This window comes from Photorhabdus aballayi (genome assembly GCF_026153155.1).
GTDB lineage: Bacteria > Pseudomonadota > Gammaproteobacteria > Enterobacterales > Enterobacteriaceae > Photorhabdus > Photorhabdus luminescens.
On record NZ_JAPFCD010000042.1, the window covers coordinates 1 to 20430 of the forward strand.

At 47.1% G+C, this 20430-nt stretch carries 22 protein-coding genes and 1 riboswitch; of the genes, 17 read left to right on the plus strand and 5 right to left on the minus strand.

Going from position 1 to position 20430, the window contains the following annotated elements; translation table 11 throughout:
* Positions 1-421: 421 nt before the first annotated feature.
* From OO184_RS17880 to dmsD, 3 genes are all read right to left on the minus strand, one after another.
* Complete coding sequence (locus OO184_RS17880; RefSeq protein ID WP_265380336.1) at positions 422-994, minus strand: hypothetical protein; 573 nt, start codon at positions 992-994, stop codon at positions 422-424.
* Between the two features lie 501 nt (positions 995-1495).
* Positions 1496-3010, minus strand: coding sequence for a trypsin-like serine peptidase (locus OO184_RS17885; protein ID WP_265380337.1), 1515 nt, complete (start codon positions 3008-3010; stop codon positions 1496-1498).
* A 408-nt stretch (positions 3011-3418) separates the two neighbouring features.
* Positions 3419-4015 carry a Tat proofreading chaperone DmsD gene (dmsD, locus tag OO184_RS17890; protein WP_265380338.1) on the minus strand — a complete coding sequence of 199 codons (597 nt, stop codon included), beginning with the start codon at positions 4013-4015 and terminating at the stop codon, positions 3419-3421.
* A gap of 469 nt (positions 4016-4484) precedes the next feature.
* Positions 4485-4671: riboswitch (cobalamin riboswitch) on the plus strand.
* Between the two features lie 101 nt (positions 4672-4772).
* On the opposite strand from dmsD, the gene OO184_RS17895 reads away from it, so the two are divergent.
* The 17 genes from OO184_RS17895 to cobT all read left to right on the plus strand — a co-directional run bounded on the left by OO184_RS17895 (position 4773) and on the right by cobT (position 19486).
* Positions 4773-6155 (plus strand): cobyrinic acid a,c-diamide synthase CobB, encoded by a 1383-nt coding sequence (locus OO184_RS17895; protein WP_265380339.1) that lies wholly within the window; start codon positions 4773-4775, stop codon positions 6153-6155.
* Complete coding sequence (cbiB, locus tag OO184_RS17900; RefSeq protein WP_265380340.1) at positions 6152-7111, plus strand: adenosylcobinamide-phosphate synthase CbiB; 960 nt, start codon at positions 6152-6154, stop codon at positions 7109-7111. The genes OO184_RS17895 and cbiB overlap by 4 nt, the downstream gene beginning before the upstream one ends.
* A 14-nt stretch (positions 7112-7125) precedes the next feature.
* Entirely contained in the window at positions 7126-7758 is a 633-nt protein-coding gene (locus OO184_RS17905) for a cobalt-precorrin-8 methylmutase (protein ID WP_265380341.1), read from the plus strand.
* A complete protein-coding gene (cbiD, locus tag OO184_RS17910) occupies positions 7755-8891 on the plus strand; it encodes a cobalt-precorrin-5B (C(1))-methyltransferase CbiD (RefSeq protein ID WP_265380342.1) in 1137 nt (378 codons plus the stop codon). Before OO184_RS17905 ends, cbiD begins: the two co-directional genes overlap by 4 nt.
* Positions 8888-9490 carry a cobalt-precorrin-7 (C(5))-methyltransferase gene (locus tag OO184_RS17915; RefSeq protein ID WP_265380343.1) on the plus strand — a complete coding sequence of 201 codons (603 nt, stop codon included), beginning with the start codon at positions 8888-8890 and terminating at the stop codon, positions 9488-9490. Before cbiD ends, OO184_RS17915 begins: the two co-directional genes overlap by 4 nt.
* Positions 9480-10049, plus strand: a complete 570-nt coding sequence (locus OO184_RS17920) for a decarboxylating cobalt-precorrin-6B (C(15))-methyltransferase (protein WP_265380344.1) — start codon at positions 9480-9482, stop codon at positions 10047-10049. Before OO184_RS17915 ends, OO184_RS17920 begins: the two co-directional genes overlap by 11 nt.
* Entirely contained in the window at positions 10042-10815 is a 774-nt protein-coding gene (locus tag OO184_RS17925; RefSeq protein ID WP_265380345.1) for a cobalt-precorrin-4 methyltransferase, read from the plus strand. The genes OO184_RS17920 and OO184_RS17925 overlap by 8 nt, the downstream gene beginning before the upstream one ends.
* On the plus strand, positions 10796-11857 hold the full coding sequence (gene cbiG / locus OO184_RS17930) for a cobalt-precorrin 5A hydrolase (RefSeq protein ID WP_265380346.1): 1062 nt from the start codon (positions 10796-10798) through the stop codon (positions 11855-11857). The genes OO184_RS17925 and cbiG overlap by 20 nt, the downstream gene beginning before the upstream one ends.
* The gene (locus OO184_RS17935; protein ID WP_265380347.1) at positions 11851-12576 is read left to right on the plus strand and encodes a precorrin-3B C(17)-methyltransferase; all 726 of its coding nucleotides are present in this window, start codon (positions 11851-11853) and stop codon (positions 12574-12576) included. The genes cbiG and OO184_RS17935 overlap by 7 nt, the downstream gene beginning before the upstream one ends.
* The gene (locus OO184_RS17940; RefSeq protein ID WP_265380348.1) at positions 12573-13358 is read left to right on the plus strand and encodes a cobalt-precorrin-6A reductase; all 786 of its coding nucleotides are present in this window, start codon (positions 12573-12575) and stop codon (positions 13356-13358) included. Before OO184_RS17935 ends, OO184_RS17940 begins: the two co-directional genes overlap by 4 nt.
* Before the next feature lie 13 nt (positions 13359-13371).
* Complete coding sequence (gene cbiK, locus OO184_RS17945) at positions 13372-14166, plus strand: sirohydrochlorin cobaltochelatase (RefSeq protein ID WP_265380349.1); 795 nt, start codon at positions 13372-13374, stop codon at positions 14164-14166.
* Complete coding sequence (locus OO184_RS17950; protein WP_265380350.1) at positions 14166-14879, plus strand: cobalt-factor II C(20)-methyltransferase; 714 nt, start codon at positions 14166-14168, stop codon at positions 14877-14879. The genes cbiK and OO184_RS17950 overlap by 1 nt, the downstream gene beginning before the upstream one ends.
* A gap of 102 nt (positions 14880-14981) precedes the next feature.
* A complete protein-coding gene (locus tag OO184_RS17955) occupies positions 14982-16520 on the plus strand; it encodes a cobyric acid synthase (RefSeq protein WP_265380372.1) in 1539 nt (512 codons plus the stop codon).
* Complete coding sequence (cobU, locus tag OO184_RS17960; protein WP_265380351.1) at positions 16517-17062, plus strand: bifunctional adenosylcobinamide kinase/adenosylcobinamide-phosphate guanylyltransferase; 546 nt, start codon at positions 16517-16519, stop codon at positions 17060-17062. Before OO184_RS17955 ends, cobU begins: the two co-directional genes overlap by 4 nt.
* The gene (gene cobS / locus OO184_RS17965; protein ID WP_265380352.1) at positions 17059-17805 is read left to right on the plus strand and encodes an adenosylcobinamide-GDP ribazoletransferase; all 747 of its coding nucleotides are present in this window, start codon (positions 17059-17061) and stop codon (positions 17803-17805) included. Before cobU ends, cobS begins: the two co-directional genes overlap by 4 nt.
* A gap of 9 nt (positions 17806-17814) precedes the next feature.
* Positions 17815-18432: an adenosylcobalamin/alpha-ribazole phosphatase gene (locus OO184_RS17970; RefSeq protein WP_265380373.1), complete on the plus strand. Its 618-nt coding sequence runs from the start codon at positions 17815-17817 to the stop codon at positions 18430-18432.
* Positions 18433-18436: 4 nt separating this feature from the next.
* Positions 18437-19486 (plus strand): nicotinate-nucleotide--dimethylbenzimidazole phosphoribosyltransferase, encoded by a 1050-nt coding sequence (cobT, locus tag OO184_RS17975; protein ID WP_265380353.1) that lies wholly within the window; start codon positions 18437-18439, stop codon positions 19484-19486.
* On the opposite strand, the gene OO184_RS17980 is transcribed toward cobT, so the two are convergent.
* Positions 19451-19849 (minus strand): helix-turn-helix domain-containing transcriptional regulator, encoded by a 399-nt coding sequence (locus OO184_RS17980; RefSeq protein ID WP_265380354.1) that lies wholly within the window; start codon positions 19847-19849, stop codon positions 19451-19453. The genes cobT and OO184_RS17980 overlap by 36 nt on opposite strands.
* Positions 19850-20013: 164 nt before the next feature.
* Positions 20014-20430 (minus strand): type II toxin-antitoxin system HicB family antitoxin, encoded by a 417-nt coding sequence (locus tag OO184_RS17985; RefSeq protein WP_265380355.1) that lies wholly within the window; start codon positions 20428-20430, stop codon positions 20014-20016.

The window sequence follows — 20430 nt, forward strand, 5'->3', positions numbered from 1 at the left end:
TAGAATTTATAAACTAGCAGTAACCCTATGTCGAAGCAGTGTACCAGGGCATTAAATGGGGATGGAAAAGGTAAAAACTGGCTATATTTGTGTATTAATAAATGACCAAAATGGCGATTATGGGAAATAGAATTGTGATTGATGAAATTATGAGCAAAGATTGGATGTAAAACAACCCATCAATGATCAGAACAGATCACATATATTGGCAAGATACGCATCTTCCCCAATCATGGTGGAAACGCATTGATTATGAACGGTATCAGTCGTTATCTTTTTCTACTTTGCGTATTCTAACTCTGGAGATTCGTTATAACGAATAAATTGGAGAGTTGCCTGTAATTTTGTATAGGACTTGGTAACCATCTCATTAACAGGCAACTCCCAATTTCGGATAAAGTTGCAACTAACACATCCAAATTTATTTAACGGAAAACTCTATATTTACACTTCGATTTCTTACCCAGTAGGCTTGGCTGTTATAACAAATCTGGCCTCCACAGATAGCATTTTCAACTATATCAGGACATCCTTTAATTAATGTATACCATTCTGGGCCAGATCCATCTGAATTTGCATGACCACGGCCATGCCGGAATGTTAGTGTACAATTTTCTGTGTCTGTATTGGCGACATTAATATAACTAACATTCCAATCTACAGTTTTAGTTGCATTTGTACATCCATCTGCCCAGTTATTATTATCCTTCAAGTTTCCAAGATAAGTTTGACCTGCTTCTAAACGTATTTTTTCGTCCCCACTATCATACATGCAATTAGATGATTGTGTAACAAGGGTAATACTCTTTGTCGCTGATGAGTTTTTAATTTGTAGTGCATATGTGGCTGATAAATTGGAAATTTTACCTTCTGAAACTTCCAGTGTCACCTCCTTATCGGTAATGTTTTCTCTTGTCTCAGCAGCTAAGGCTAATTGTGTTGACGAAGTTAAAATCACAATAGCTGTACCAATTAAAGCTTTCAAAGTGATCATATTAATAAACTCCTTTGATGAAATTATTCGGAACTTCATTAGGTGATTTTTGTGAGTCAATTTTCACCCATCAGATAGCTTATATAGGATATTAAGAGCTCATCCCATTAGCATTATTTTATTTTCACTTAAGCAAGTGTTGTTGAACGTTATTGATATCGTAACGATAATTATAAGTATAATTCATATTTTTATATGTTGAGTTGTTTTTGTAGAAAATTAATTTGCTAATATATGTTGGGATGTAACCTAGTGAAATATTGGTGAATATATATTTCACTGATGTGATTTATTATGTAAATAATAACGAATGGTTTTTTTAACTTTAAAATAATTCCATTAATTATAAAAAACATCATCTATATTTTTGTTGTTTTAATATAATTACAGGTGATGTTTATCACATCTAATTTAATAAAATGGAGAGGTTTTAATTGATTTTATTTTATATTTGTCAGTGAAAATAAAGAGGGCCAGCAAATGCTGGCCAGTTTTAAAAATTTATTTTTTAACTTTAAAATCACTAACAGATATTGGAGTTTTATTACCCGCTTGATCTAAGCCATATACACAAAAGCGTACTGGGGAGTCTTTCTTTTTAAGAGAAATTGGGATTCTTCTATAAATAGAGTAACCTGTGTCATCGTCGCATTTTGTGGATTTTAATGGACCTGATTTTACACGTAAGTCAACAATTTCATAGGGGTTAAAAGTAGGATCAACAATCCAACTATCCTCTGTTTCAAAAACTAATCTTGTTGTTGGTTTTATTGTTGGAGGTGTATCATCAATTTCACGTAATTTTATTGATGCGTTAGACGTACTCTGCCAGTTTTTATTTGCAGAATGTTGTCCAATGACGCACATAGCGTAAATCCCTTCTTTGGAAGGAACGGTAAGTTTATCCAGTGGTTGTGTAGTGACTGGAATAGGTTTGCTGTATCCTTCAGGATCTGAACAATCAATATTACTCGCAAGTCCTCCTTTATAGCGAATATTATCAAAACCTTGCTCTTCAAGATGTAAATTCCAGGTGGCAGGCTTGTTGTTAACTGTGCTCTTAGTAATTAGTGGGCCGCCAGCATTAATAGTGATCCCTTTGCCATCATCAAATTTACTTAAATCCAGTTTTCCATCAGGAGTAAATGCACGTGCAATTTTATCAACAGGAATATAATAACTGTCACCTTCACGTGAAAAACCTTTATCCTTAACCAACTCACAAGGCCGATTAACGCCACAACCCGTGTAATTTCGATCGACGGTGGTATTTAATACACCAATTATCTGGGGGTTATCTTTCAATATAACCGGTGAACCAGAAGTTCCTCCTGCAACACCGGCGCAATCAACAGAAACGGCCGGAGACCAAACCCATGTACCTTCATACACGAGAGGAGTTTTTCCAGTAATGGAACAAGCTGAATAGCGTAGATAGCGTTTATCACCCGCTATGCCATTGGCCGGAATGTGGGCAAGTTCAATCGGCTGACTTACTGATGGTTTATAATCTTTGTATAAAGTCACCGGCAGTATTCCGCGATTCGCTAACTCACCATAAGTTGCTTTAAGTCTGAAAACTGCAAGGTCGCCGCCTTTCATGGTTGCGTATAAAACCCTATCAACGCTAACAGGTTGGTGTTTATTGATTAAGTCAATAAAGTAATTTGGTGTGTATGTCCAACCGGGGCCTACTGGTTGATCAATCACGACTTCATTAGTATCTAATGAAGAGTCAAAACAATGGCCTGCGGAAAGAATAAGGGCTTGTTGATTGGCATCAGGGGTTTCTGAACCGGCAATAAGTGTCGCGGTACATAGACCACGACCGCTTAGTTTTCCCACATGTTTAAATCGCTCAGCGCCCGGATCGGTAGATTTTAATAGCGGAGCTTCGTTGCTGGTATTGTCTTGCAGATCAGCCATATGCTCGCTTTTATTTTCGGGAAGTGCTTGTACGAAACAGCTTGTTGACATAATCCCTGTAATAAGTGTAGCTAAAAAGGTTTTTCTCATGTTTTTACCTCATGTTGTTTACATTTTTAATCTTTCCATGTAATGGAAACAGACATTCAATTGAAGAAATGTTTTTAAAGCTTCAATAAATCCTCTATATGAGTATTTAATGTTTATTAATTTATGAATTAATAGACAGCTTTTTTAGCGCATAAAATCATTCCATTGGGTGCCTGTTATCCATAGCCAATAATAAGTAACATAAAAATCAGATAAATAGTTTTATATACTGCAATAGGGCTATAACGTTCAATGGAACAAGAACTGGCTATAAAGGTTTTTCTGGTATAAATTCGTTGTTATAAAGGATGAATTGATTAGATGAGAGTTAAACTCCGGGAGAATGTATATTTATTCGTTGTTACTAAATTTATTACCCGGAGCATTTGTTGTGGAATAATAAAAGTGTTAGCGAAATAATTCTGGTCTTGCCGGAATGAGTTTCAATTCAGTTTGCAAGGTTTTTAAATAGTCAATAGTAATAGTCGCTAAAATGGAATAAAAATCATTTTCCAGCTTAGTTGTCTGAACCAATTCCAGATAACGGTAGGCCCACGGTAATAAGTGCTGTTCTAACAGTATACGTGCGGCAGGTTTATGCCCTTGTTCCAAAATATAAACTAAGGCCAGCAGCATTAGACCGAATTGATCTTCGGGTTCCCGTTGTTCACTGGACATGACGATATTCTGTTTTGCCAGAAATTCCCGGTAAGCCAGCGTGCTTTCACCGGATAGCGAGTTTTCTCTGTCCAGATAAACCGATCCCCAAGGTGGCGCTGGCATAACACCTTGTCCTTCGAACAAGATGGAGTAGTCATATTGTAGAGATTCGGCCGAGAAGGTAGCGAGTTTTTTGGTCAGATTTTCTATTTTGCGGTTATTTGACCAAGGAAATAATTTATCAATATCGACAAATAATGGAATTAGCGGGCGGATTTGTTCTGATTTCGGTGAGTAATAAAAACAGGCGCCAATAATGCGGGGTACAGAGGTATCTAATAACATGGAGAGCTCTCATTATGATTTAGTTATACTGATGGTGTAAGCAGCGATTTTACGATAAACAACATCATAATCTTATATTATATGAATAGATAGTTGATTATGATCAACGATTAATCTGTTGTAGTTTTGCTACTATCTTTATCACCAGATTGACGGTGATTTTTGTTATAAATCGCATAAGTTTATCGCCGAAAATAATAAAATTAACCGCTTTATTGGTATGGGGAAATATATTTGACCTGCATTTAAATTCAACGAATTTAATAAGGTTATTATGGTAAAAGTGAATATATATCATTAGTTATCTAATGGTTTAATAACTTGAAAAGTAGGCCACGTTAAAAATAAATAAACCCTATGGATTTCAAGATGCATCGCGACGGCAAGGGAGCGAATCCCCGGGAGCATAGCGAACTATGTGACCGGGATGAGTGAGTGCAGCCAACAAAGAGGCAACTTGAAAGATGACGGGTATAAATCGCCGTTGGGTTAATACCGCACTTTAATAGTGTGGTTGGGAAGGAGGTGAAAATCCTCCGCAGCCCCCGCTGCTGTGATGCTGACAACTCCGCTGATACCACTGGTCGGAAAGACTGGGAAGGTGGCGGGGAAGGGTGACGCTAAGCCAGAAGACCGACCTGACAGGCACGAGACATTAACTCCTTCGGTGGGAAGCGAGTTGTCATCCGAGTGGTGTGCGCAGCATTGGCACGTCTTATTGGCGCTCATTTTCCGATCGACATATCGGGAATTTTTTATGCAATGGTCAGGCAGGAAGGCATTTGTTATCGCAGGTACCGGTAGTGGTTGTGGTAAAACTACAGTTACCCTTGGCATTTTGCGGGCATTGATGTTGCGAGGGTTGACTGTCCAGCCGTTTAAGGTGGGGCCGGATTATCTGGACAGCGGCTGGCACAGCGCGGTGTGTGGCGTAGCATCTCGTAATCTTGATGCATTTATGCTGTCAACAGCGACGCTTAATGGTCTTTATAATCAGCATATGCGTCATGCTGATGTAGCGGTCATTGAAGGTGTGATGGGGCTGTATGATGGTTATGGTATTGATCCCAACTATTGCAGTAGCGCTGCAATGGCTAAGCAGTTGGGATGCCCGGTGATTTTGTTGGTGGACGGCAAGGCAGTATCGACTTCTGTTGCCGCAACTGTTCTGGGTTTTTGTCGTTTTGATCCCTCTTTAACGATTGCAGGCGTCATTGTTAACCGCGTCAATTCTGAAAATCATTTCGAACTTATTCGTCATGCGATTGAACATTATTGTGGCGTTCCAGTGCTAGGGCGCTTGCCTGTAATGAAGGATGTGTCGTTACCGTCTCGTCATCTTGGTCTTATTCCTGCTCAAGAGCAGGTTGACAATGATGCTCGCTGGCAGCGGCTGGCGCAACAGGTGGAGGCGCATATCAATCTTGATCGTCTGTTGGCGCTTTGTGACTACCCTGTTTTACCTGAAGGTGAGACGCCATCATTGCCTGATCCCGCATTAGCTGATGGCTTGACGTTAGCGTTGGCAGATGATGAAGCCTTTAACTTTTATTACCCAGATAATCTGGAGATGTTGGAGCGGGCAGGGGTGCGTATTCACCGTTTTAGTCCACTGCATGATCGCCGTTTACCCGATTGTCAGATGATTTATCTCGGTGGTGGTTATCCAGAAATATATGCCGCTAAGCTGGCCGCCAATAGCGCCATGCGGGAAGCCTTACAGGATGCTCATTATCGTCAGGTTCCCATTTATGCTGAATGCGGCGGCCTGATGTACCTTGGCAAATCTTTGACCGACGGAGAGGGGAAGAGCCACCAGATGGCTGGTATTTTGCCGGGAGAAAGTCATATGGGAACGCGGTTGATGCGCTTTGGTTACTGTCAGGCACAGGCCCGTTTTGACACTTTGCTGGCCGCAGAAGGTGAGATTTTACGGGGCCACGAGTTTCATTATTCTGATTTTATCAGCTCAGTACCCTCAGTTTTTGACTGTACTAAATGGCGTGACGGGATGGCAATACAGCAATGGGCCGGAGGTTATCAGGTACAGCAGACGCTAGCCAGTTATCTTCATATCCATTTTGCTCAGCGTCCTAGTTTGCTTGATCGCTGGTTGAAGTCTGCAAGGAGGCTATTGTGACGCTTGCTGCCTGGTTTGCTGCTTTCTTGCTCGATAGCTGGTTAGGCGATCCGCCGCATTGGCCTCATCCGGTGCGTTGGATTGGTAAGCTGATCTCATTGGTGCAACAGGCGGTTCGGCGTTGTTGTCACAGTGAACGTGCATTGAAAGTTGGTGGAGCAGGGCTATGGATAGTGGTTGTTGGGCTGACTTGGTTGGTGAGTTGGGGATGCTTGTGGCTGATGAACTCCATTCATCCTTGGGTCGGTTGGCTGGTCGAAGTGTGGATGATTTATACCCTGTTGGCTGGCCGTTGTCTGAGTGACGCTGCGCTAGAGGTACATAGCGTATTACAACAGGGTTCGTTGGATGAGAGTCGCCAGCAATTGTCATGGATTGTCGGGCGCGATACTTCTCAACTGGATGCACCGCAAATCACCCGCGCCGTGGTGGAGACGGTGGCGGAAAACAGCGTTGATGGGGTTATTGCTCCACTGTTTTTCCTGATGATTGGCGGTGCGCCGTTGGCAATGGCTTATAAAGCAGTTAACACCCTCGATTCAATGGTGGGATACAAAACTCAGGAATACCGCGCGATTGGGTATGTTTCCGCTCGCATGGATGATCTGGCGAATTGGTTACCGGCGCGGTTGAGTTGGCTGTTATTGAGTGCGGCGGCTTGGTTCATCCGGCTTGATTTTCGACAGGCGCTGCGTATTGGCTGGCGTGATCGTTATCAACATACCAGTCCTAACTGTGGCTGGCCGGAAGCGACGGTGGCGGGAGCGTTGGGTATCCGTCTTGGTGGGCCGAATTGTTATTTTGGTGAACGAGTAGATAAACCTTGGATTGGCGATGAACGCCGTAAAATCGCGCTGACGGATATCCCGCGCAGTATCCATTTGATGATGATAGCTTCGCAACTGGCCTTACTGTTGTTTGCGCTGTTGCGTTTACTGTTGGTCGGAATGGCTTAGAAAAGGGCAACAATATGAACTACCTTCAGAAACCTCAGCAAATTGAACAGAATAGCTTTGCAATCATTGGCGATATTATTGCCAGTGAACGCCCCGATTACCATTTTGTTGATGAGATGCAAGAAGCGGTAATTAAACGGGTGATCCACACCACCGCAGATTTTGACTGGTTGGATATTTTATGGTTCTCGCCGGGTGTGCTGGCCTGCATTACAGAGGCATTAAGTCGGGGATGCACTTTGTATACCGATACGACAATGGCTCAGTCTGGTATCAACAAAGCACTGTTACATCAGATGGGGTGTGAATGCCGCTGTTATATCAGTGATCCGCGTGTCGTAGCGATGGCGAAAGCGCAGAGCATCACGCGTTCTATGGCTGCGGTGGACGTCGCATTAGCGGAAGAGGGTGACAAAATCTTCGTGTTTGGTAACGCTCCAACGGCTTTGTTCCGCTTGCTGGAAAGGCAGGCTTCACCATTGGCGGTGGTTGGAGTGCCTGTTGGCTTTGTTGGCGCGGCGGAATCGAAAGCGGCTTTGATGCAAAGTGAACTGCCTTGTATCGCCGCCGCAGGTCGTAAAGGGGGAAGTAATATCGCGGCGGCGATTATCAATGCCATTCTGTATCGATTACGGGAGGCGCTATGAGTGACGCCACGCAACTAGACAGCATCTGGCATAACGGTAAGCAGTATCGCAAAGGTTACACCACCGGTTCCTGTGCTACCGCGGCCGCCAAGGTTGCCGCATTAATGGTGCTGCGTCAGCAAGTTATCGATCATGTTTCTATTGTGACGCCTTCTGGTGTGACATTACGCCTTAACGTTGAACAGCCATTAATTGAAGGCCAGCAGGCGACCGCCGCTATCCGTAAAGATGGTGGCGACGATGTGGATGCTACTCACGGCATGTTGATTTTTGCCCGTGTCACCTTGTGTGACCACGGTGAGATCCATCTGCGAGGCGGGGAAGGTGTTGGCACGGTTACCCGCAAAGGGGTGGGATTGCCGGTAGGCAGCGCTGCGATTAATCGTACACCGCGTCAAACCATTGAGGCCGCAGTACGGGAGGCTATCGGTCCTCTACGGGGCGCGGAGGTGGAAATTTTCGCACCGGAGGGTGAAGAGCGGGCAAAGAAAACTTACAACGGGCGATTGGGGATACTGGGCGGTATTTCCATCATTGGTACTACCGGCATCGTCACGCCAATGTCGGAAGAGAGTTGGAAACGTTCATTGGCGTTAGAACTGGAAATGAAACGTTCGGCGGGTGCTGAAAAGGTCATTCTGGTGCCGGGCAATCATGGTGAGCGTTTTGTGCGTGAACAGTTGGGGCTTGATGGTCAGCTAGTGGTAACCATGAGTAACTTCGTTGGTTACATGTTGCAGGAAGCGGTACGGCTTGGGTTCCGCCATATCATGTTGGTGGGGCATCCCGGCAAACTGGTGAAAGTGGCCGCCGGCATTTTTCATACCCACAGTCATATTGCTGACGGCCGCATGGAAACGTTGATTGCTTATCTGGCACTGATGGGGGCGTCGCAGGCACTGCTGTTAGAGGTGAGTCATTGCGATACCACGGAAGCGGCGATGGAACTGATTGCAGAACATGGTTTGCAGGCGGTTTATGACCGGATTGCCGAACGTATTTGTGAACGAATGCGTGAAATGTTGCGTTTTGCCGTTAATCCACCGTGCTGTGATGCCATCATGTTCTCTTTTGATAATCAGATACTTGGCGCCAGTCGTCCATTGAATGACATTTTGGAGGCAATGCGATGATCACCGTAGTAGGAATTGGTCCCGGCGATACTGCGTATCTGATATCGCAGGCACAGCACTATATCACTGAGGCAGAGGTATTGGTCGGCGGTAGACGCCACCTGGAGATATTTAGCGGTGTCACCCACGAAACACGTGTACTGGATGCTGATCTTGCCAGCTTGCTGGTTTGGCTACAGAACAACAGTACACGCCAGATTGTGGTATTAGCGTCCGGTGACCCGTTGTTATATGGCATTGGCAAATTATTGTCGGAATATTTTACCGCAGAGGATCTGCGCATCATTCCGGGTATCAGTTCAATTCAATATCTATGCGCTAAAGCTGCGCTGGATATGAACAATATCTATCTAACCAGCAGTCACGGGCGTACCCCGGATTTTGGCTGGCTTTTGCAACACGACAAAGTAGGCATGGTAACTGATGGGCGCGTCGGTCCGCGGGCAATTGCGGAGGCCATTATTGAACGTGGCTTGAACCGTACATTGATTATTGGTGAAAACCTCTCTTTACCTAATGAGCGTATTCACCGTCTGCGGCCGGAAGCGGTGGCGACTGACTATGACATGAATGTGGTGGTGATCCTAAATGAGAGATGATGAATTTTTACGCGGACAGAAAGTGCCAATGACCAAAGAACCGGTGCGTGCGTTGGCGCTGGAGCGGCTGGAACTCAGTGATGCCAGCCAATTGATTGATGTGGGAGCGGGTACGGGCAGTGTGGCATTGGAGGCGGCATTACGATTTCCGGCGCTGACCGTCACTGCCATTGAACGCAACCCGGCGGCATTGGCCTTGATTGAGGAGAATCGTCAACGACTAGGTTGTCATAATGTGGAGATCATTGCAGGAGAAGCCCCGTTAGCATTGGATGTAATGGCAGATGCCGTATTTATTGGCGGCAGCGGCGGACAATTGACCGCCTTGATTGATTGGGCGCTGGATCACATGTACCCCGGCGGCCGCTTGGTATTGACTTTTATTTTGTTGAATAACCTGAATGATGCGCTGGAACATTTGCGGACCTGTCAGATCAGTGATTTGGAGTGCATCCAGTTACAAGCTTCTACTCTGGCATCCCTTGGTAGTGGTCACTATTTCAAACCGAATAATCCGACTTATCTGATTTCCTGTTACAAGGAGAAGATCGATGTCTGAATATTTTGATCCCCGAAAAGTGTGGTTTGTCGGGGCCGGACCGGGTGATAAGGAGTTGATCACCTTGAAAGGCTACCGTTTGCTGCAACAGGCGCAGGTGGTGATTTATGCCGGTTCACTGATTAATACCGAATTGTTGGATTATTGCCCGCCAGAAGCTGAGTGTCATGACAGCGCCGGTCTGACGTTGGAACAGATTGTTGCACTGATGGTTGATGGTGTACGTGCGGGTAAACTGGTAGTGCGGCTGCAAACCGGCGATCTCTCGCTGTACGGTTCCATACGCGAACAAGGGGAAGCTTTGACCGAGGCGGGCATAGATTTTGTCTCAATCCCGGGTGTCAGCGCCTTCCTTGGGGCAGCCGCGCAATTAGGGGTGGAGTATACCGTACCGGAAGTAGCGCAAAGCTTGATCATTACTCGAATTGAAGGGCGTACACCGGTGCCGCCGCTCGAACAGTTGGAATCCTTCGCTGCTCATCAAACTTCAATGGCGATTTATCTTTCTGTACAGAAGATGAGGCATGTGGCTGCGCGTCTTCAAGCTGGCGGCTATCCGGCGACTACGCCGGTTGCGGTGATATACAAAGCGACTTGGGCTGAAAGCCTAATTGTGCGCGGTACGTTGGCCGATATCGCTGAAAAGGTACAGGCAGCGGGTATTCGTAAAACCGCTTTGATTCTGGTTGGTGCTTTTTTGGGAGAGGAGTACCACTATTCCAAGCTTTATGATGCGGGGTTTAGCCATGAATATCGCCGGGCATGAATCAATTGCGGTGTTCTGTCTGACGCCGGGAGGGGTCAGATTGGTACGTCGGTTGAAAACGCATCTTCCTCTGACCTGTTTTACCAGCGAAAAGTTATTGGAGCCGGGGTTTATGCCTTTTAACGGCAGCTTTGGCGACACGTTGCGTGAAGCATTTAAATGCTATTCGGCGTTGGTGGTAGTGGCGGCGCTTGGCATCACGGTACGCATGCTGGCGCCACTCATAAACGACAAAATGCATGATCCCGCCGTGGTGGTGATTGATGAAGGTGGTCAGCATGTTATTAGCCTGTTATCCGGTCATGTGGGTGGGGCTAACGCGTTGACTCACCATTTGGCTGAGTTGTTAGGCGCTGATCCGGTGATTACAACCGCCACGGATGTTAATGGGATGGCAGCGTTAGACACCCTTGCCGTCCAATTAGATGCCGATATGCAGGATTTTCGCCACGTGGTGAAGGTGATAAATCAAATGCTGGTCAGTGGTCAAAAAGTGGGGCTGTGGTGGGAGGAGCCACTACTTAGTGAACGCGAGCAGTGTGATACCCGAGGTTTTGTCCCGGTAGCGTGTCTGGAAGCGTTGCCAGCGCTAGATGCGTTGGTGTGCGTCACATTGCGAGATTCGTTGCCGGAATTATCTCTACCGGTTTACAAACTGGTGCCGAAACGGGTTGTCGCCGGGATTGGTTGTCGCCGAGATACGCCATTGCAAACCGTGATTGAGCTATTGCAGCAACAGATGGCGGAAAACCATTTCGATCTGATGGCGCTGCGTGCCATCGGCAGTGTTGTCATTAAAAAAGATGAACCAGCGCTAAATCAGCTTGCACAGCGTTGGCGTGTACCGTTTGAGTTGTTCAGTGTTAATGAATTAAGTCTTCATGAGCAACGTTTTCCTGCTTCCGATTTTGTACGCCAGACAGTGGGGGTTGGCAGTGTTTCACAACCTGTCGCCTGGTTGATGAGCGAAGGAAAATTGGTTGGTCGGACCTTGCGTCAGCAGGGCGTCACTATCACTTTGGGGGTATCACAATCATGTTAACAGTAATCGGCATTGGGCCAGGCAATGAATCCATGATGACGCAGGAGGCCATTGAGGCGATCCGCGAAGCTGAAATTATTGTCGGCTATAAAACCTACACCCATTTAGTTAAGTATCTGACGATGGATAAAGAAGTGATTAAGACCGGTATGTGCAAGGAGATTGAACGCTGCCAGAAGGCGATCGATCTGGCGTTGTCCGGCCGTAAAGTCGCGTTGATCAGCAGCGGTGATGCGGGAATCTATGGCATGGCCGGGTTAGTGCTGGAATTGGTTTGCCAGCAACAGTGTGATCTTGAAGTCAGGTTGGTCGCCGGGATCACCGCCAGTATTGCTGCGGCGTCGTTGTTGGGCGCGCCGTTGATGCATGATTTTTGTCATATCAGTTTAAGTGATCTGCTAACGCCGTGGCCGATGATTGAGAAACGTATTATTGCCGCCGCGCAAGCCGATTTTGTTATTTGTTTCTACAACCCACGTAGTCGTGGCCGGGAAGGACATCTTGCCAAAGCATTTGAACTTATGCGGCCGTGGAAAGCGGCACAGACGCCGGTTGGCGTAGTAAAAGCCGCTGGACGTAAAAAACAGGATAAATGGATCACTACATTTGGCGAGATGGATTTCTCTCCGGTGGATATGACCAGTTTGGTGATTGTGGGTAATCAAACGACCTACTGCCGTGATGGATTGATGATCACGCCACGGGGGTATGAATTATGAGCCATCCGGCTATCCATGTTTTCGGCGGTACCAGTGACGCCCGGCTGATTTGCCGGGCATTAGACGCAGCAGGAGCGCGTTATCGTCTCTCTGTTGCTACTGATGCAGGGAAGCAACTGGCGGGTGATATTCAGGGAGACGTGGTGGTAGGGCGAATGGATGCCGAGGCGATGGTGGATTACTTTGATCGGCATAAGGTACGTTGGGTGATTGATGCTTCTCATCCTTACGCAAATGCATTAAGCCACAACGTGATTACAGCTTGTCGTCGTTTGTCACTGCGGCTTACTCGTTATCAGCGTCCCAGTGAGATTGACTTACTGAACCATCCACTGTTGCACAAAGTGAATAGTATAGAGGCGGCTTGCGACGTTGCCCGGACGTTAGGACAACGGATCTTGCTCACCACCGGCAGTAAGCAACTGGAGCTGTATCAGCGTTTACTACCGGGAAAAACGTTGTTGGTACGGGTATTGCCGACTGCCGAGGTGTTGATTCAGTGTGAAGCGTTAGGATTGGGGGTCGATCATATTATCGCGTTGCGGGGGCCATTTACGGCTGAATTCAATCATGCAGTGTATGAATTTTGTCACCCTGATGTGGTGATCACAAAAGAGTCTGGGGCCGAAGGGGGATATCAACAGAAAGTCGCTCCCTGTCTGGCGCTTAATATTCCCTGTATTGTGGTGTGCCGTCCGACACAGACTTTACAGGGAGATGAAGGAGAGCAGATTAGTTCGCTGGATGAGTTTGTCCAACACCTAGCCAGTTGGCAGGAATAATGAGGGCAATAAAATGAAAAAAGCACTATTAATCATCAGTTTTGGTACCAGCTATCATCAAACTCGACAAAAAAATATTGATGTCTGTGAACAACAACTGGCAGCGGCTTACCGTGATCGCGATCTGTATCGTGCATTCACCTCAGAAATGATCATCCGTAAACTAAAAAAACGTGATGGCTTACAAGTGGATAACCCACGTCAGGCGTTGGAGCGTTTAGCCAGCGAGGGTTATCAGGATGTGGCTATTCAATCCCTGCATGTCATCAACGGCGACGAATATGAAAAGATCGTCAGTGAAGTGCGTACCTTTAGTGATCGTTTCCAGCGTCTGGTTGTCGGTACGCCGTTGCTTAACAGTTTTGCTGATTATCAACAACTGCTTATTGCCTTGAAAAACCAGATGCCGCCGTTAGCTGAGGATGAGCGCGTGGTGTTTATGGGGCATGGCGCTAGTCACTATGCTTTTTCTGCCTACGCGTGCCTTGATCACTTGATGAGTTCACATAATTTCCCGGCGTTGGTCGGCGCGGTGGAAAGCTACCCGGAAATCGACAATATCATCATTCGCTTACGGCGGCAGGCAGTACGTAAGGTACATTTGATGCCGTTAATGCTGGTGGCTGGCGATCATGCGATTAACGATATGGCATCAGACGAGCCGGATTCGTGGCGTTCTCAATTAGAAGCTGTTGGGATCAAAACCCAATCTTGGTTACAGGGATTAGGTGAAAATCCACTGATCCGTGAAATGTTCGTTCAACACTTGGCAGATGCGTTACAGACAGATCAGCAGGAGGTGATGTGATGAATGGAAAACTTTATGCCATAGGCGTCGGTCCGGGCGCCAGCGACTTGGTTACCATACGCGCAGCTCGAATACTCGCTCGCCTTGATGTGCTTTATGCACCTGCTGGACGTAAAGGGGGGGATAGTCTGGCGCTCTCCATCGTGCGTGAATACCTGTTACCCCATACAGAAATTCGTACCTGCCATTTTCCGATGAACAGTAATGGCGAAGAGAAACAGGCGGTATGGGATGAAGTGGCGCAACAACTGCAAGATGAAGTAGCAAAAGGGCTGCAAGTGGGTTTTATCACGTTGGGTGATGCCATGTTGTTCAGTACTTGGGTCTTTTTGCTGGCGCGAATTGGTCGGCAGGAGTGGCTGGAAATTGTCCCAGGCATCACCTCTTTTGCCGCGATTGCTGCGCGTACCGTACTCCCACTGGCGATGGAACAGCAATCAATGGCGATAATGTCTTGTACTGCGCCGGAAGCCGAGCTGGAACAGGCATTACAGACGCATGATTGCGTGGTGCTAATGAAAGTTTATAACCGTTTTGCCGCAGTGAGCACATTGTTGGCGCGTCTGAATTTATTTGAACATGCCTTGTTGATGGCGGATGCTACATTGCCAAGTGAGCAGTGCTGGCGCCGTTTGGATCAGGTGGACGCCGATCAGAAATTACCTTATTTCTCCACCATTTTAGTGAATAAACAGTGGCATACTGAGAAATGAGTGCTTGAAAGGTAGCTAAAGCTGCATGGCGAATGGAATCGCGGTTGTAAAAACTGAGGAGCAGCTTTTTGCTCTGCTACACCAATCAAAGGAGATAGCATGATGGGCTTGTCTTTAATGTTGCAGGGTACGGCGTCTGATGTTGGGAAAAGTGTACTGGTTGCGGGCTTGTGCCGTATCTTTGTTCAGGATGGTTATCGCTGCGCGCCGTTTAAATCACAGAATATGGCGCTGAATTCTGGTATCACTATTAACGGTGAGGAGATGGGAAGGGCGCAAATTTTTCAGGCAGAGGCGGCAGGTATCGAGCCTGATGTGCGGATGAACCCGGTATTGCTTAAACCCACCAGCGAGCGTAAGGCGCAAGTGGTGTTGATGGGAAAAGTAGCCTGTAGCATGAATGCGGTGGAGTATCACCAATACAAGCCCAGTTTGCAGCAGCAAATTTGTGAGGTTTTTCACAGTTTGGCGGGTGAATATGACGTCATTGTGCTGGAAGGTGCTGGCAGTCCGGCGGAGATTAATCTGCGAGATCGCGATATTGTCAACATGGGGATGGCGGAGATGGTTGATGCCCCGGTGTTGTTGGTCGCGGATATTGATCGCGGCGGCGTATTTGCGGCTATTTATGGCACATTGGCGCTGTTGCGTCCGGAGGAGAAAGCGCGGGTAAAAGGAGTGATCATCAATAAATTCCGAGGTGATATCAGTCTGCTCCAGCCGGGTATTGAACAGATTGAAGCCTTGACTGGCGTGCCTGTCTTGGGAGTCATGCCTTGGTTGAATATTGATCTGGAAGATGAAGACGGCGTCGCGCTACAAACGGGCAAATATGATGGCGCAATAGAAAAGGCGCTGGATATTGCTGTGGTTCGTTTGCCCCATATTGCCAATTTTACTGACTTTAATGCGTTGGCGGTGCAGCCGGATGTTCGTTTGCGTTATGTGACTCAACCATCCGCGTTGCAGCCGTCGGATCTGATTATCTTGCCCGGTAGCAAAAACACGTTGGGAGATTTGCAATGGCTGAGGCAGAACGGGTTAGCGGATGCCTTGTTAACGGCACATCAGGCTGGTGTTCCGATTATCGGTATCTGCGGTGGTTATCAAATGTTGGGGAAACGGATCATTGATGGCGTGGAATCGGGCATTGAACAGATGGATGGCCTTGGATTGCTGGATATGGAAACCCGATTTGCCGATGAAAAAGTGACAACCAGAGTAAAGGGTAAGTGCTTGTCAGCATTGCCGGGCTTGCTGTCAGACTGCATTGAGCAGCCTATCCGAGGTTATGAAATTCATATGGGAAATTCATTACTGGGGGAGGATGCAATACCGTTTGCCTGTATTACTGAGCGTAATGGTCAGTCGGGTAGCTGGTGTGATGGTGCGGTTAATCGAGAGGGCAATGTGATGGGCAGTTATATTCATGGCTTGTTTGATAGCGCTAATTTTACCCGCGCGTTGCTTAATACTTTGCGTCAGCGCAAAGGATTGGCGGCTTATCAAGGGGAAACATTGGATTATACCCACTACAAACAGACTCAATTTGATCTCCTGGCGAAAGCCATGCGCGAACATCTGGATATAGAACGGATTTATCAGTGTATGAAAACCCATCGACAAGGTTCGGCTCCGTGATTTTGATTACCGGCGGCGCCCGCAGTGGTAAAAGTGTGCTGGCGGAGAAACTAGCGGCACAAGCGAGTGAACAGGTATTGTATATTGCAACTGCCGTGGTGACAGACAGTGAAATGGCTGAACGTATACAACTGCACCGTGAAAATCGGCCAGCCCATTGGCGCACATGGGAAGGTTATCGCGATCTCGGTGCAGTTATCACGACACAAACCCGACCGGGAGAAGCGGTTATCTTGGAATGTATCACCACCTTAATTACCAACCTATTATTTGAGCAAGCTGGGGAGACGCCACCTGAACACATGGATTTTGCGGTATTGGAGGTGGGAATTCAGCAACAAATTAGCGATCTGTTAGCGGCTTGTGCCGGCATGACTTCCCCGATATATCTGGTCACTAACGAATTGGGAATGGGTATTGTGCCGGAAAACCGTCTGGCCCGTCATTTCCGCGATATTGCTGGAAGAGTTAACCAGCGGCTGGCGGCGGCTGCCAGTGAAGTATTTTTGATGGTATCGGGAATTGAGGTAAAAATTAAATGAATCTGCGTCTGTTTCTTGCCAGCTTACAGTTTATGACTCGCATTCCAGTACCATCGCGCTGGACACAGGGATTAGAAATAGATCAGTACGTGCACGGTATAGCGAGTTTCCCACTGGTTGGATTGATTGTCGGTATGCTTGCGGCGGCGGTTTTTACCTTGCTGGCGCCTTGGTGTGGCGCACCCTTGGCGGCATTGGGGTACGTACTAGCGCTGGCGTTGTTAACTGGGGCTCTTCATCTTGATGGTTTAGCCGATACTTGTGATGGCGTGTTTTCTGCCCGTAAGCGGGAAAGGATGCTAGAGATTATGCGAGACAGCCGTTTGGGAACAAATGGTGGTTTAGCATTGATCTTCCTTATTTTGGCGAAAGTGCTGGTGGTGAGTGAATTATCTCTGCGTGGCGCTCCGATGTTAATGGCTTTGACTGCCGCATCTATTGCGGGCAGGAGTGCGATTATCTTATTAATGTACCGCCAACGTTGTGCTCGTGAAGGGAGTGGATTGGGGAATCTCTATATCGGGCGGGTTAACGGTTATCAGACACTGTTGACATTGTTAGGCGGGGCAATGTTGATTGCTTTACTGATGCGCTGGTCTGGTGTGTTGGCGTTAGCGATCACGCTGTTGGTTATCGGGCTGTTGGCGGTTTATCTGCATCGACGATTAGGCGGTCAGACCGGTGATACCCTTGGTGCGTCAGTGGAAGTTGGGGAGTTGGTGTTTTTACTGGCGTTACTGTGAGTGACGATAATGCGACTATTTTTGGTTCGGCATGGTCAAACGGAAGCGAATCTGAGCGGAGTTTTCTGCGGTATGACGGATGTGGAGTTGACTGAAACGGGAATAAATCAGGCTCGGCAAGTTGCCCGTTATCTATCGGCAGTGACATTTTCGCAAGCGATAAGCAGCACGCTACGGCGGGCACGCCATACTGCGGAGATTATTCTGGCCGATCATTCGCTATCAGTTAGCATTGATGCTCAACTTAATGAGATGCATTTCGGCGCATGGGAAATGCGCCATCACCGTGATTTGCAGCATGAAGACGCTCAAGCCTGGGCTGCCTGGTTAGCAGATTGGCAACAGGCATCTCCGACTGGGGGTGAAACCTTTCCGACATTTGCGGCCCGGATAGAACATGTGGTTCAGCAACTGCTGATACAAGAGAGTCAGGATAATCTGTTATTAGTCGCGCATCAGGGGGTATTGGGCTTGTTACTGGCGCGTCTGCTAGCTATGCCGCCTGCTGCTATGTGGCATTTTCATTTTGAACAGGGAGCGTACAGTGTCGTGGAAATCCAACATGGATTTACGACATTGCGTACATTTAATAACCGCACTGACTGGCAGCCTGAGATACGGAAATAACACCATGCAAACATTGTCATCGATCATTAATGCTATTGTGCCATTGGATAACGTTGTGATGGCGCGTACTGCCACTCGATTGAATGGGCTGGTTAAACCGACAGGCAGCTTCGGACGTCTGGAACATCTGGCGATTCAGCTTGCCGGAATGCGAGGATTGCCGGGCCATCATATTGATCGTAAACAGATTATTGTGATGGTTGCTGATCATGGGGTTTATGACGAAGGCGTGACCATATCGCCTAAGTCAGCAACGGCTATTCATGCGCAGAATATGATGAAAGGGATCACTGGTGTTTGCGTATTGGCGGAGAACGCGGGCGCTGATGTGAAAGTGGTGGATGTGGGCATTGATAGTGATCCGTTGCCGGGATTAGTGAACATGAAGATGGGGCGCGGCAGTGGCAACATTGCTCAAGGGCCAGCGATGAGCCGCCAGCAAGCAGAAGATCTGTTGCTGGCAAGTGCGCACCTGACATTGGAACAGGTTGCAAATGGCGTGAAATTGTTTGGCGTGGGGGAATTGGGTATGGCGAATACCACACCGGCGGCGGCTGTGGTCAGCGTCTTTACCGACAATCATCCACAACAGATCGTCGGCATTGGAGCTAACTTTCCCAGAGAACGCCTACATCACAAAGTGGCGGTTGTGCAACAGGCGATAGAAATCAATCGACCTGATGCCAGAGATAGCATTGATATATTGGCAAAGATTGGTGGTTATGATTTGGTGGGGATGACGGGCATCATGCTTGGCGCGGCTTCTGCCGGGCTGCCGGTGATTCTGGATGGGTTCCCCTCTTACGCGGCGGCGTTGGCTGCTTGTCGAATTGCTCCCGATGTGCGTCATTACCTGATTCCTTCACATTTATCGGCAGAGAAGGGATCAATCATTGCATTGCAGCACTTGCAATTGGAGCCTTATTTACATTTGGACATGCGTCTGGGAGAGGGCAGTGGTGCTGCGCTGGCTATGCATCTGGTGGATGCGGCTTGTGCTATGTATAACAATATGGGGCTATTGGCCGATAGCAATATTGTGCTGCCGTTGTAAAAGAATGAGAGAAAAAGCGTTATCGGGGTAGGATAACGCGGAGAAAATGGTATTTGATTTATACCCGTTATCCTTCAAGTTGCCTCTTTGTTGGCTGCGTTGGCTGCGCTCACTCACCCCGGTCACATAGTTATCTATGCTCCCGGGGATTCGCTCCCTTGCCGTCGCGATGCATCTTGAAATCCATTGGGTATATATGTCGTTACGAGCCTTGGCAACATGACTAAGTGCCAATAAAAAGCGCGTTTCGCCACCCCCTTCATCAAGCTCTTTAAAAGCAGTGTGAAGGTATATTTCAGCAAACTCAGGGTCCTTACGAATTATTTCAATTACTGCTTCATCATGACTACGTGATCTGCTCATGGTTTCCAATACTGAATATAAATTAAGGTTTTTGGCGGAAGGGATCAGAAAATACCCTGCTTTATGCCAGCATTTTACTGAGTGCTGATCTCTGGTCTCTTATTGGCGTGGGTCATACCAATAAGAGACTGAATAAAGCTTTATATTGTTGCCTCCGTTACCTATCAGTGTGAAGTCACGGATACCTCAAGATTTTTACCCATTGCCCCGATAGCACGCTGAACAGTGTCGATTTTTGTTGAATGCCGTAAATTAAAAATACGTTGTACTTCCTGTTTTTTAACCGTAATACGCTCGGCCAGCTCCACCTGAGTTAAGCCGGAATCAATAAACGTATTCAACATCATAATTTTTGCTGCAACACTTATAGGCACATCGACAAAATCACCTGTTATTGAACTAGGTAAAGGCACTTTCTCACTATCTTCAAAATAAAACTCAAAAGCGGTAATAAGTGCATCAAGCGCCATTTCTAGCGCTTCTTCGCGTGTATCACCTTGTGTAAGGGCCTCTGGTATATCGGGAAACGATACAACAAAGCCGCCCTCATCGGCTGACTGTAAGTTTACTGGATATCGCAT

Bases quoted from the DNA above. Each gene is read 5' to 3' on its own strand.
- OO184_RS17940 (WP_265380348.1), top strand. From the start codon at position 12,573: ATGAGCCATCCGGCTATCCATGTTTTCGGCGGTACCAGTGACGCCCGG.
- OO184_RS17970 (WP_265380373.1), top strand. From the start codon at position 17,815: ATGCGACTATTTTTGGTTCGGCATGGTCAAACGGAAGCGAATCTGAGC.
- OO184_RS17895 (WP_265380339.1), top strand. From the start codon at position 4,773: ATGCAATGGTCAGGCAGGAAGGCATTTGTTATCGCAGGTACCGGTAGT.
- OO184_RS17935 (WP_265380347.1), top strand. From the start codon at position 11,851: ATGTTAACAGTAATCGGCATTGGGCCAGGCAATGAATCCATGATGACG.
- cbiK (WP_265380349.1), top strand. From the start codon at position 13,372: ATGAAAAAAGCACTATTAATCATCAGTTTTGGTACCAGCTATCATCAA.
- OO184_RS17920 (WP_265380344.1), top strand. From the start codon at position 9,480: ATGAGAGATGATGAATTTTTACGCGGACAGAAAGTGCCAATGACCAAA.
- cbiD (WP_265380342.1), top strand. From the start codon at position 7,755: ATGAGTGACGCCACGCAACTAGACAGCATCTGGCATAACGGTAAGCAG.
- cbiG (WP_265380346.1), top strand. From the start codon at position 10,796: ATGAATATCGCCGGGCATGAATCAATTGCGGTGTTCTGTCTGACGCCG.
- OO184_RS17925 (WP_265380345.1), top strand. From the start codon at position 10,042: ATGTCTGAATATTTTGATCCCCGAAAAGTGTGGTTTGTCGGGGCCGGA.
- OO184_RS17950 (WP_265380350.1), top strand. From the start codon at position 14,166: ATGAATGGAAAACTTTATGCCATAGGCGTCGGTCCGGGCGCCAGCGAC.
- dmsD (WP_265380338.1), bottom strand. From the start codon at position 4,015: ATGTTATTAGATACCTCTGTACCCCGCATTATTGGCGCCTGTTTTTAT.
- OO184_RS17915 (WP_265380343.1), top strand. From the start codon at position 8,888: ATGATCACCGTAGTAGGAATTGGTCCCGGCGATACTGCGTATCTGATA.
- OO184_RS17885 (WP_265380337.1), bottom strand. From the start codon at position 3,010: ATGAGAAAAACCTTTTTAGCTACACTTATTACAGGGATTATGTCAACA.
- OO184_RS17985 (WP_265380355.1), bottom strand. From the start codon at position 20,430: ATGCGATATCCAGTAAACTTACAGTCAGCCGATGAGGGCGGCTTTGTT.
- cobS (WP_265380352.1), top strand. From the start codon at position 17,059: ATGAATCTGCGTCTGTTTCTTGCCAGCTTACAGTTTATGACTCGCATT.
- OO184_RS17905 (WP_265380341.1), top strand. From the start codon at position 7,126: ATGAACTACCTTCAGAAACCTCAGCAAATTGAACAGAATAGCTTTGCA.
- OO184_RS17880 (WP_265380336.1), bottom strand. From the start codon at position 994: ATGATCACTTTGAAAGCTTTAATTGGTACAGCTATTGTGATTTTAACT.
- cobT (WP_265380353.1), top strand. From the start codon at position 18,437: ATGCAAACATTGTCATCGATCATTAATGCTATTGTGCCATTGGATAAC.
- OO184_RS17955 (WP_265380372.1), top strand. From the start codon at position 14,982: ATGGGCTTGTCTTTAATGTTGCAGGGTACGGCGTCTGATGTTGGGAAA.
- OO184_RS17980 (WP_265380354.1), bottom strand. From the start codon at position 19,849: ATGAGCAGATCACGTAGTCATGATGAAGCAGTAATTGAAATAATTCGT.